Origin of the sequence: Listeria monocytogenes, assembly GCF_041765605.1 — a bacterium.
GTDB classification, from domain to species: Bacteria; Bacillota; Bacilli; order Lactobacillales; family Listeriaceae; genus Listeria; species Listeria monocytogenes_D.
The window spans coordinates 1,610,697-1,623,163 of record NZ_CP168900.1 but is presented as its reverse complement, the minus strand read 5'-3'; the positions used below and the strand labels follow the sequence as shown (position 1 = coordinate 1,623,163).

At 38.6% G+C, this 12,467-nt stretch carries 10 protein-coding genes and 1 other annotated feature; all 10 genes read left to right on the top strand.

Annotated features, from left to right (window positions below; genetic code table 11):
* Positions 1-137: 137 nt before the first annotated feature.
* The 10 genes from AB2Q86_RS08305 to thrS all read left to right on the top strand — a co-directional run bounded on the left by AB2Q86_RS08305 (position 138) and on the right by thrS (position 12,426).
* Positions 138-599, top strand: coding sequence for a DUF441 domain-containing protein (locus tag AB2Q86_RS08305; RefSeq protein WP_003725694.1), 462 nt, complete (start codon positions 138-140; stop codon positions 597-599).
* Between the two features lie 36 nt (positions 600-635).
* Positions 636-1,757 carry a citrate synthase gene (gene citZ / locus AB2Q86_RS08300; protein ID WP_003730238.1) on the top strand — a complete coding sequence of 374 codons (1,122 nt, stop codon included), beginning with the start codon at positions 636-638 and terminating at the stop codon, positions 1,755-1,757.
* A gap of 19 nt (positions 1,758-1,776) precedes the next feature.
* Positions 1,777-3,039 (top strand): NADP-dependent isocitrate dehydrogenase, encoded by a 1,263-nt coding sequence (icd, locus tag AB2Q86_RS08295; protein WP_012581261.1) that lies wholly within the window; start codon positions 1,777-1,779, stop codon positions 3,037-3,039.
* Positions 3,040-3,203: 164 nt separating this feature from the next.
* Positions 3,204-5,831 carry a DNA polymerase I gene (gene polA, locus AB2Q86_RS08290; RefSeq protein ID WP_012581262.1) on the top strand — a complete coding sequence of 876 codons (2,628 nt, stop codon included), beginning with the start codon at positions 3,204-3,206 and terminating at the stop codon, positions 5,829-5,831.
* A gap of 23 nt (positions 5,832-5,854) precedes the next feature.
* On the top strand, positions 5,855-6,676 hold the full coding sequence (mutM, locus tag AB2Q86_RS08285) for a DNA-formamidopyrimidine glycosylase (protein ID WP_012581263.1): 822 nt from the start codon (positions 5,855-5,857) through the stop codon (positions 6,674-6,676).
* Between the two features lie 16 nt (positions 6,677-6,692).
* On the top strand, positions 6,693-7,295 hold the full coding sequence (gene coaE, locus AB2Q86_RS08280) for a dephospho-CoA kinase (RefSeq protein ID WP_012581264.1): 603 nt from the start codon (positions 6,693-6,695) through the stop codon (positions 7,293-7,295).
* Positions 7,296-7,373: 78 nt separating this feature from the next.
* On the top strand, positions 7,374-7,838 hold the full coding sequence (gene nrdR / locus AB2Q86_RS08275; RefSeq protein WP_003723246.1) for a transcriptional regulator NrdR: 465 nt from the start codon (positions 7,374-7,376) through the stop codon (positions 7,836-7,838).
* A 5-nt stretch (positions 7,839-7,843) separates the two neighbouring features.
* Complete coding sequence (locus AB2Q86_RS08270) at positions 7,844-9,220, top strand: replication initiation and membrane attachment family protein (protein ID WP_012581265.1); 1,377 nt, start codon at positions 7,844-7,846, stop codon at positions 9,218-9,220.
* A 9-nt stretch (positions 9,221-9,229) separates the two neighbouring features.
* Positions 9,230-10,153, top strand: a complete 924-nt coding sequence (gene dnaI / locus AB2Q86_RS08265; RefSeq protein ID WP_003723244.1) for a primosomal protein DnaI — start codon at positions 9,230-9,232, stop codon at positions 10,151-10,153.
* A 50-nt stretch (positions 10,154-10,203) separates the two neighbouring features.
* Positions 10,204-10,435, top strand: a binding site (T-box leader).
* Positions 10,436-10,503: 68 nt separating this feature from the next.
* Positions 10,504-12,426 carry a threonine--tRNA ligase gene (gene thrS / locus AB2Q86_RS08260; protein ID WP_003725686.1) on the top strand — a complete coding sequence of 641 codons (1,923 nt, stop codon included), beginning with the start codon at positions 10,504-10,506 and terminating at the stop codon, positions 12,424-12,426.
* The last annotated feature ends 41 nt before the right edge of the window (positions 12,427-12,467 follow it).

The window sequence follows — 12,467 nt, the reverse complement described above, 5'->3', positions numbered from 1 at the left end:
AACTTTCTATAGAGGTTTCATTGAAAAAAGGGCAATTCATTTTCCTTATGGCATTTTAGTATTACTATAAGGTATGTTTATGATATAATAATTGTTATCTCGCTTCCTAGATGCGTGATATTGAAAGGTGACTTAATATGTTTACGGAAAGTATGTTGTTTTTACTTCTTTTTTTACTTCTCGGACTTATAGCAAAAAATAATTCGCTTATCATTGCTGTAGCTGTCGTTATTTTGTTGAAGTTATTTCACGTCGATGGCAAAGCAATGGAAATGATTCAAGCAAAAGGGATAAATTGGGGTGTAACGATTATTACGGTTGCTATCTTAATTCCAATCGCAACTGGTCAAATCGGTTTTAAAGATTTAATTGATTCTTTTAAATCGGCAGCTGGCTGGATTGGCCTTGGTGCAGGAATTGCCGTTTCTATCTTAGCGAAAAAAGGTGTAGGCTATATGGCCGTTGATCCACAAGTGACTGTCTCACTAGTATTCGGGACCATTTTAGCAGTGGTGCTTTTTAGAGGGATCGCTGCTGGACCAGTAATTGCAGCTGGTATTGCGTACATGGCAATGCAGTTAGTTGCATTCATAAAATAAGTACATACGTAAAAAAGGATAAAAGGAGGAAATGAAATGACGTTATCTAAAGGCTTAGAAAATGTATATGTTGCTGAAACTTCCATTAGCTCTATCATTGATGATATGTTAACTTATGTTGGCTATGGTATTGACGATTTAATGGAAAATAACGCTTCTTTTGAAGAAGTGATTTACTTATTATGGCATTTACGTTTGCCGAATAAAGATGAATTTAAAAAATTTAAACGAGAAATCCAAGAAAATATGGCAGTGTCTGAAACAATCATTACGAGCTTAAGAATGCAAAATCACCAAAAATTGCATCCGATGAGTGTTTTAAGAACTACAGTTTCCATGCTTGGTGTATTTGATACAGAAGCTGAGTTAGACGACGGGGAAGCAGTTTACCGTAAAGGTTTGCGACTTCAAGCAAAAATGCCAACTATTGTTGCCGCTTTTTCCAGAATTCGTCGCGGACTTGATCCAATTCCGCCTAGAGAAGATTTAAATATGGCAGCGAATTTCCTTTACATGATTACAGGAGAAGAAGCGGATGCGTTGTCGGTAGAAGCGATGAATAAAGCGCTTGTACTGCACGCTGATCACGAATTTAATGCTTCTACTTTTACAGCGCGAGTTTGTGTGGCAACGCTTTCGGATGTTTATTCCGGCGTAACAGCTGCAATTGGTGCGCTGAAAGGCCCGCTTCACGGTGGTGCCAATGAACGCGTATTTGATATGTTAGAAGAAATTGACCAAGCTGGTGATGTGCGCAATTACATTCAAGAAAAAATTGATACGAAGCAAAAAATTATGGGATTTGGTCACCGTGTTTATCGCGGCGGAGATCCTCGTGCACAACATTTGCGTGAAATGTCTAGAAAGTTAACTGCTGAAAAAGGCGAAGAGAAATGGTTTGATATTTCGCTGCAAGTAGAAGAAGCGGTTTGGGAATTAAAACATTTAAAACCAAATGTCGATTTCTATTCTGCCTCCGTTTATCATGCGCTTGGTATTGACCGCGACTTGTTTACGCTTGTGTTTTCTGTGAGTCGTGTATCTGGCTGGTTAGCACACATTTTCGAGCAATATCGTGATAATCGTCTTATTCGTCCGCGTGCTATTTACGTTGGACCTGAAAACAGAAGTTATTTACCTGTAGAAGAACGAATTTAATCGAGGAGGAACAAACTTTATGAGCCAAAAAATTCAAGTAGAAAACGGTGTACTCAAAACACCAAACAACCCAGTCATTCCTTTTATTGAAGGGGACGGAACTGGTCCAGACATCTGGGCAGCTGCAAAACGCGTTTTAGATGCCGCAGTAAAAAAAGCTTACAATGGTGAAAAAGAAATTGCTTGGAAAGAAGTATTAGCTGGTGAAAAAGCATTTAAACAAACAGGAGAATGGTTACCACAAGCGACTTTAGATACAATTGATGAATATTTGATTGCTATTAAAGGACCGCTTACTACTCCAATCGGTGGAGGTATTCGTTCACTAAACGTTGCCCTGCGCCAAGAGTTAGATTTATATGTTTGTTTACGTCCAGTTCGCTATTTCAAAGGTGTTCCTTCACCGGTGAAACGTCCGGAAGACACAGATATGGTCATTTTCCGTGAGAACACAGAAGATATTTATGCTGGGATTGAATTTAAAGAAGGTAGCGTAGAATCGAAAAAACTAATCGACTTCTTAAAATCTGAATTTGGCGTTGATAAAATCCGTTTCCCGGAAACTTCTGGTATTGGTATTAAGCCAATTTCCAAAGAAGGAACAGAGCGTTTAGTACGTTCGGCGATTGAATATACGATTAAAGAAGGTCGTAAATCATTAACGCTCGTACACAAAGGGAATATCATGAAGTTTACAGAAGGAGCTTTCAAAAATTGGGGCTATGACTTATGTGAACGCGAATATGGCGATAAAGTATTTACTTGGAATGAGTATGATCGAATTAAAGAAGCAGAAGGAACAGAAGTTGCTGACGCGAAACAAAAAGAAGCGCTTGCTGCTGGAAAAATTTTAGTCAAAGATTCGATTGCGGATATTTTCTTGCAACAAATCTTAACTCGCCCAGCTGAATTTGATGTAGTTGCTACAATGAACTTGAATGGAGATTACATTTCTGATGCACTTGCTGCTCAAGTAGGCGGAATCGGTATTGCTCCAGGTGCGAATATTAACTACTTAACTGGTCATGCAATTTTCGAAGCTACACATGGTACTGCGCCGAAGTATGCAGGTCTTGATAAAGTGAATCCTTCATCGGTTATTTTATCTGGGACACTTCTTCTTGAACATATTGGTTGGGGTGAAGCGGCTGCATTAATTAATCAGTCAATGGAAAAAACAATCGCTGCGAAAACCGTAACTTATGATTTTGCTCGATTAATGGATGGTGCGACAGAAGTTAAATGTTCGGAATTTGCGGATGAATTAATAAAAAATTTCTAAAATAATCCGTTTTAACTTCTAAAACTAGTCCGTATTTTTATTTTTAACCATAAATATACGTATTTAAAACAAACCATTTAATCCCATTCGGATAAGTGGTTTGTTTTTGTGTTCCTATGGTAAAATAGACACAAGTGAATGACAATATCGAGGAGGATATCCCTGTGAATAAATTAGTATTAATTGATGGAAATAGTATTGCGAATCGCGCTTTTTATGCGTTACCGCTTTTAAATAACGATAAAGGTGTTTACACAAATGCGGTGTATGGTTTCGCAATGATGTTGATGAATGTACTCGAAAAAGAAAAACCTAGCCATGTGCTCGTTGCATTTGATGCTGGAAAAACAACTTTCAGACATACAACATTTAAAGGTTATAAAGGCGGACGTCAAAAAACTCCAAGTGAGTTATCTGAACAGTTTCCATTCATCCGAGAACTTTTAACGGCGTATGATATCCCGCAATATGAACTTGCCAATTACGAGGCAGATGATATTATCGGAACATTGACGAAAAAAGCGGAAGCAGATGGAATGGAAGTAGCAATCATTACCGGAGACCGCGACTTAACGCAATTAGCTTCTGAAAAAACAACGGTTTATATTACTAAAAAAGGTATAGCCGATATGGAAACCAACACACCAGAAACACTAAAAGAAAAATACAATCTGACTCCTGAACAAATCATTGATATGAAAGGTTTAATGGGCGATTCCTCCGATAATATTCCTGGTATTCCAGGCGTTGGTGAAAAAACAGCCTTAAAACTCTTACATGAATTTGGCGGAACGGTGGAAAGTGTGTTAGAGCATGCCGAGGAAATTTCCGGTAAAAAACTAAAAGAAAAAGTACTGGAAAATAAAGAATTAGCTATTTTAAGTAAAGAACTAGCTACAATCAATGTAGATTCACCGATTGAATGCACAGTTGAAAGCACAAAATATGACGGTTATCAAACGGAAAAAGTAATTCCTTTATTAAAAGAAATGAACTTTACAACACTTTTGAAGAATATCGAGGGAGATACACCGGAAGAAGCAAAAGAATTAAAAGAACTATCTTTTGAAATCGTAACAGAATTAAAAGAAAAACATTTTGGTGGGAAAACTGCGCTTTATGTGGAGTTAGAAAATGATAATTATCATACATCTAATTTCATTGGATTAACAGTACATTCTAGCCAAGGGACGTATTTCTTTACGAAGGAAACTGCTGAAAATAGTGAGGCGTTCCGTGAATGGGTAGAAAGTGAACAAACAAAAGTAGTATATGATGCGAAGAAAACAATGGTTGCAATGAATCGCATTGGTTTAGCGATTTCTGGTATTACCTTTGATATCATGTTAGCTTCTTATTTACTAAATCCATCTGACTCGATTGATGATTTTACAAGCGTTGCAGTAAGACATGATTACACAGAAGTCGAAACGGATGAGGCAGTCTACGGAAAAGGCGCCAAACGTAGCACACCAGAAGAAAGCATTGTTGCGTCCCACTTAGCTAGAAAAGCGGTAGCCATTGCTGACTTAGAGAAAAGACTGGTTGCTGATTTAGAGGAAAATGAACAATTAGCTTTGATGGAAGATTTAGAGTTGCCACTGACTTTTGTATTAGCAGAAATGGAAATGCAAGGGGTTAGTGTAGATACAGAACGTCTAGAGAATATGAAAGTGGAGCTAGCGGGTAGACTGAAAACATTGGAAGAGTCGATCCATTCTCTAGCCGGCGAAGCATTCAATATTAATTCACCGAAACAACTAGGTGTGATTTTATTTGAAAAGCTTGGTCTCCCAGCGGTCAAGAAAACAAAAACAGGTTATTCAACTGCTGCCGATGTACTGGAAAGTTTATCTGGTAAACACGCGATTATTGATGAAATTTTGTTATATCGTCAACTTGGTAAAATTCAGTCCACTTATATCGAAGGACTGCTTAAAGTGACAGATAAAGAAACACATAAAGTGCACACACGTTTCAACCAAACATTAACACAAACAGGACGCTTAAGTTCAGTTGATCCGAACTTGCAAAATATCCCTATTCGTTTAGAAGAAGGACGGAAAATAAGACAAGTTTTCGTACCGAGTAAACCAGGTTGGAAAATGTTTTCAGCCGATTATTCGCAAGTAGAGCTGAGAGTCTTAGCACATATTTCGGAAGATGAAAATTTAATTTATGCATTTAAGCACGATTATGATATTCATACGAAAACGGCGATGGACGTGTTTCATGTTGAACAAGACGAAGTGGATTCATTAATGCGTCGTCAAGCTAAAGCGGTCAACTTTGGTATTGTATATGGAATTAGTGATTATGGGCTTTCGCAAAACCTTGGTATTACGCGTAAAGAAGCAAAAGACTTCATTGATCGTTACTTTGTGAGTTATCCAGCCGTGAAAGAATATATGCAAGATATCGTTCGTTTTGCGAAAGAAAAAGGCTATGTAGAGACCATTTTACATCGTCGTCGGTATATTCCAGAGATTGTCAGTCGTAATTTTAATGTTCGCGGATTTGCAGAAAGAACGGCGATGAACACGCCTATTCAAGGTAGTGCCGCTGATATTATCAAAAAAGCGATGATTCTCATGAGCGAGCGTTTAGTATCCGAAAAATTAGAAGCCAAATTATTACTTCAAGTGCACGATGAATTGATCTTCGAAGCACCTGAAGCCGAAATAGCTAAATTAGAAGAAATTGTCCCAGATGTTATGGAAAATGCAGTAGAGCTTTCTGTACCGCTAAAAGTAGATAGCGCATTTGGTGACACTTGGTACGACGCGAAATAAATAGAGAAACGGGGAGTTTATATATGCCAGAAATGCCGGAAGTAGAAAATGTCCGTGCAACATTACAAGAATTAGTCCCAGGTAAAAAAATAGATCAGGTAATTGTTCGTGTTCCAAAAATGATTGTATCAACACCACCCGATGAGTTTGTGCATATGCTTGTCGGGCAAGAAATAGAAGGTGTACGTCGCCGCGGGAAATTCTTGCTTTTTGATTTAACCAACTGTACGATTTTATCGCATTTACGAATGGAAGGTAAATTTCGGTTAATGGATGAAAAGGAAGAAGTTAGCAAGCATACGCATATTATTTTTCATTTTGATGATCACACGGAATTGCGCTTTTTAGATGTGCGGAAATTTGGCACGATGGAAGTAACGAATAAATACGGCGAGGGTGAGACGCGGTCGATTAAAAAGCTTGGCCCAGAACCGCTGACACCAGCTTTTACACTAACGGATTTTGCGACTGGTGTGAAAAAAACAAGCCGCGCCATCAAAACGGCTTTACTTGATCAAAAGTTAGTAGCCGGAGTTGGAAATATTTATGCGGATGAAATTTGTTTTGAAGCAAAAGTGCGCCCGGAAAGAGCAGCTAACTCACTTTCAGACAAAGAAATCAAACGTATTTTTGAAGCGACGAAAAGTATTATGACTGAAGCTGTAGCACTTGGTGGCTCTACTGTCAGAACGTATGTGAATTCGCAAGGTAAGCTTGGACAATATCAAGATAAATTAAAAGTATACGGCAAAACAGACGAACCGTGTATTGTTTGTGGAACGCCGATTGAAAAAATCAAATTAAATGGACGCGGGACACATTTTTGCCCGAATTGCCAAAAATAGAAAGCGAGCTGAAATCATGGGGAAAACGATTGGATTAACAGGAAGTGTAGCTACAGGGAAATCAACAGTGAGTAACATGATTCAGCAAGCGGGTATTCCATTAGTAGATGCAGATGTTGCTGCTAGAAAAGTAGTGGAACCTGGCACAGAAGGACTAAAGGAAATCGTTGCTTATTTTGGGGGAGAAATTTTACTTGCAGATGGCACGTTAGATCGAGCTAAATTAGGAGAAATTATTTTTAAAGATAAAGAAAAACGTGAAAAGTTAAATGAAATTACACATCCTCGTGTGAAAGACTACATGTTAGAAGCGCGAGAACGTTTTTTTAGAGCAGGCGAGGAACTTGTCTTTTTCGATATTCCGCTTTTGTTTGAAAGTCATTTAGAATCGTTGGTGGATCAGATCGTTGTTGTTTGGACCACCCCTGAAACAGAGTTAAAACGTCTGATGGAGCGAAATAATCTAACAAAAGAAGATGCATTAAGAAGAATTGAAAGCCAAATGGGAATCGATGAAAAGGCGAGAAAAGCTGATTTTGTCATCGATAATAATGAGTCACTTGAAAAGACGCAAAAACAAGTTTATACATTTATTGAACGTTTTGTAAAGAACAAATAGCCACCCTTACTTTCACATGGTATAATGAGGCATACAAATAAACAGATAGAGAAATGCTAGAGATAGGAGTGATTTTTTGTGAGATGTCCTACTTGTCAATATAATGGTACACGTGTTGTAGACTCAAGACCGGCAGATGATGGCAATTCCATCCGAAGACGGCGTGAATGTGAAAAATGCGGATTTCGTTTTACTACTTTTGAAAAGGTAGAAGAGAGTCCTTTAATAGTTGTGAAAAAAGACGGAGCAAGAGAAGAATTTGCTCGTGAAAAAGTGCGACGCGGCTTAATAAGAGCATGTGAAAAACGACCAGTTAGCGCAGAACAAATTGAAGAAATTGTCAATGAGGTAGAACGTGAACTGCGAAATATTGGAGACAGCGAAATAGCGTCTGACTTAATTGGTGAAAAAGTGATGAATAAATTAGCGAATCTCGATGAAGTTGCCTACGTGCGCTTCGCTTCGGTGTATCGCCAATTTAAAGATATTAGTGTGTTTGTAGAAGAGTTAAAAGATTTAATGGAAAAAAATAAAGATAGGTGAGTAAATTGACGGAATTTTGGATGGAGCTTCAAGCGGTAGACAGCTATCAAGTGAAAGCAAGTGGAATCTTGACCGGCGCCGACAGAAAAATTATTACGATGTTATATCAACCGCTAATGGGGGCGGAATGTCTTGCTTTATATCAAACACTGTTCACAGAAGTCGAAGAAAACAGACTTTGGTCAGAAGCGCATTCGCACGTCCAACTTTTAAATATGCTTGATATTAGTTTGAAAGCGTTATTCGAGGCAAGGCTGAAATTAGAAGGCTTAGGTCTTTTAAAGAGTTATGTGAAAACCGAAAACGATCAACGCTTTTATATTTACGAAATCTTGCCACCGTTATCACCAGAAAAGTTTTTTTCAGATGGTCTATTAAATATTTATTTATATAGCAAAATTGGCAATGCGCAGTTTCAACGTTTGCGTCGTTTTTTCGCAGACGAGGCATTTGACACAGCTACATATAGCGAAATCACTCGTTCGTTTCAAGATGTTTTCGAACCGTTTAAAGGTGGTAGTAGCGCAGTTACAACTGAAACTAGTCAAAAGTTACTAGACAAAGTGACGCCAAAAGAAATTGAATTTGATGACGCGAGTTTTGACTTTAATTTGTTTTTGAGCTTGCTTTCACCTGGAATGATTGCTCGCGAAAAGATAACAAAAGAAGTGCGCCAAACGATTTTAAAATTGCACGGAATTTACCAAGTTTCTGAAAAAGATATGCCGAGTTATTTGTATCGTGCGCTTGATGCGAATGGTGAAATCGACATCGTTTATTTACGTAAAATAGTGCGCGAAGGCTACACCATCGAACACGGTGCGCCGCCAAAACTGCAAATGAAGCAGGAAACGCCTGTCGATAAAGAACCCGAAGAAACGTTAAATGATGAAGAAGCGCTGCAAGTATATTTAGAGAGCATCACGCCTTTTCAACTTTTGGTAGACATTTCAGACGGGGCAGTTCCCGCTGAAACCGATTTGCGCGTTGTAGAAGAAGTCATGAACCAGCAAAATTTACCAGTTCCTGTGATGAATGTGCTGATTGAGTACGTGTTACTACGCCTTGACCGGAAGCTTTCTAAAAATTACATGATGACGATTGCTGCTCACTGGAAACGAAAAAATGTAAAAACAGCAAAAGAAGCAATGGATCTAGCGTGGCAAGAGCACGAGAAATACAAACGACTTCAAGAAGAACCAGCCACACCAAAAACGAATAATTACAACCGAAATTATCAAAAATCAACGCGAAAAGAAATTTTGCCGGATTGGTTTGATAAGGAGCAAGTTGCTCCAGCGGAAAATAAAATGACAGATAAAGAAAAACAAACACTCGAAGAACAAGTTCGTGAAATTAAAGAACGACTAAATAAAAGGTAGGTGAAGAAGATGGATAACATCGAAAGAACATTAGGACAACTTTTTGAAGGACGCGACTTTGAAAAAGAATACCAAGGTTTAAAACAACAAGTTCTCCATTATCAACCAATTCAAGACTTTTTCAAAGAACATAAAGAAGAAGTTACCGAGCAATTAGTTAATCAAAACTTGTCCAATTTATATGAATTCATGACACAACACAAAAAATTCACGGAACAGGAAGAAACCTTAATGCCCGGCTATGCGCCAAAACTTGTCCTTAATGGGGAATTCATCACTGTCACCTATTATCCGACGAAAGAGAAAATAGAAGAAGATAAACGCCGCGCAGTTGAGCGAAGAATTCGTTCTCTTTATATGCCTAAGCAAGTAGTGGATGCGAACTTAGCGGACTTTTATACCGATGAAGAATCGCGTCAATTGGCGCTTGTGGAAGCGTATCAATTCTTAAATAATTACCCTCCAAAAAGTGGCGAGCGTGTCAAAGGCTTATTTATTCATGGTAGCTTTGGAACCGGAAAATCCTACTTACTTGGAGCCCTTGCAAAAGAGCTTGCTTTGAAAGGAATCTCATCGACACTTGTTTATTTACCCGAGTTCATGCGCGAAGTGAAACAGTCTATTTCTGACAATACAGTCGGTGAAAAAATTCAATTTGCGAAAGAAACAGAAGTGCTAATGCTCGATGATATCGGCGCAGAATCGATGACCGCTTGGACGCGTGATGAAGTATTGGGTGCGATTTTACAATTCCGGATGCAAGAGGAATTACCCACTTTCTTCTCCTCAAATTACAACATGGATCAACTAGAAAATCATTTAATGTTTGCCCAAAATGGCACGGAAGAAAAACTAAAAGCTCGCCGAATCATGGAACGCGTGCGCTATTTGTCGAAAGAGGTTAACTTAGAAGGTAAAAATCGCCGTTTCTAAAAAGTGCTTGCAAATATGTTTAATCGGGCTTATAATGTGAAGTAATATAAAACAAAGTGATGAAAAGGACAACCGATTTAACGGAAAATTTTAGAGAGGAAGGGCTAGCTGGGAACCTTCTATTGGAACTTAAATTTGGACCACCTTGGAACTTCTATTAGGAACGTTTTTAACTAGTAATAATAGACGGTTCGCTCCGTTATAGGCGACAAGAGTGAAGTAGTTATTTTTTTGCTATTTCTAAATCTTGGGTGGAACCACGAGCATAAACTCGTCCCTTGACAACAGGAGGGATGGGTTTTTTATTTTGCCCTCCTAACCACACTAAAAAAAGAAAAGGAGAGATTAGTATGAAAATCACATTTCCAGACGGTGCAGTAAAAGAATTTGAGCCAGGCGTTTCAACAGCAGATATTGCTGCCTCTATCAGCCCAGGGCTAAAAAAGAAAGCACTCGCAGGTAAATTAAACGGGGAGTTACTTGATTTAGTAACACCAATCCACGAAGACGGAGCAATCGAAATCGTAACACCAGACCATGAAGATGCGCTTGGCATTTTGCGTCACAGTACAGCTCATTTAATGGCTCAAGCCTTGAAACGCCTTTATCCAGATGTGAAATTTGGTGTTGGCCCAGCGATTGAATCTGGTTTCTATTATGATATTGATACTGAGGCAGTTATTAGCGATGAATCTCTTGTTGAAATTGAAAAAGAAATGCAAAAAATTGTGCGTGAAAATGTTCCAATTGAGCGCGAAGTTGTTTCTCGCGAAGAAGCAATTAAACGTTTCAAAGCAATTGGAGATCAATATAAATTAGAACTTATCGAAGCAATCCCAGAAGATGAAACAGTGACAATTTATACACAAGGTGAATTTTTCGACCTTTGTCGCGGAGTCCATGTTCCTTCCACTGGTAAAATTCAAGTGTTCAAGCTACTTAGCGTGGCTGGTGCATACTGGCGTGGCGATAGTAACAACAAAATGCTACAACGTATTTACGGTACAGCTTTCTTCGATAAAAATGGCTTAAAAGAATTTATCCAAATGCAAAAAGAAGCGAAAGAACGTGACCATCGTAAACTAGGTAAAGAACTAGATTTATTTGCAAATAGTATTGAAGTTGGTCAAGGCTTACCACTTTGGTTGCCAAAAGGTGCGACTATTCGACGCGTTATCGAACGTTACATTGTGGATAAAGAAGAACGCCTTGGTTACAATCACGTTTACACTCCAATTATGGCTAATGTTGAGCTTTATAAAACAAGCGGTCACTGGGATCATTACCATGAAGACATGTTCCCAACAATGAAAATGGACAACGAAGAACTAGTTTTACGTCCAATGAACTGCCCGCATCACATGATGATTTATAAAAATGATATCCATAGTTACCGTGAACTACCAATCCGTATCGCCGAGCTTGGTATGATGCACCGTTATGAAATGAGCGGGGCGCTTTCAGGACTTCAACGTGTTCGTGGAATGACTTTAAATGATGCGCACGTATTTGTTCGCCCTGACCAAATCAAAGATGAGTTCAAACGTGTTGTAGAGCTAATTTTAGAAGTATATAAAGACTTTGATATTAAAGATTACTCCTTCCGCCTAAGCTACCGTGATCCGAAAAATACTGAAAAATATTTTGACGATGATGCTATGTGGGAAAAAGCGCAAGCCATGCTTAAATCCGCCATGGACGAAATGGAAATGGATTACTTTGAAGCAGAAGGTGAAGCTGCATTTTACGGTCCAAAACTAGATGTTCAAGTGAAAACTGCAATAGGAAAAGAAGAAACACTTTCCACTGTACAACTTGACTTCTTACTTCCAGAACGCTTTGACTTAACTTACATTGGCGAAGATGGCGAAAAACATCGTCCAGTTGTCATTCACCGTGGAGTTGTATCGACAATGGAACGTTTTGTCGCATATCTAATCGAAGAATACAAAGGTGCTTTCCCAACTTGGTTAGCTCCAGTACAAATGGAACTTATTCCAGTTAACGCAGATGCACATTTAGATTATGCAAAAGGTGTACAAGATAAATTGCAACGCGCTGGACTTCGCGCTGAAGTGGATGATCGTAATGAAAAATTAGGATATAAAATCCGTGAAGCACAAACAAAGAAAATTCCTTATGCCTTAGTATTAGGCGACCAAGAAGTAGAGGCTGGTTCTGTTAACGTTCGTCGTTACGGCTCTAAAGACTCTGAAACAATGGACTTAGATGCGTTTATCGCACAAGTTGTTGCTGAAGTAAGCAAATATTAATCGCGAAAATACTGTCTCTTAAAGGGGGCAGTATTTTTTCA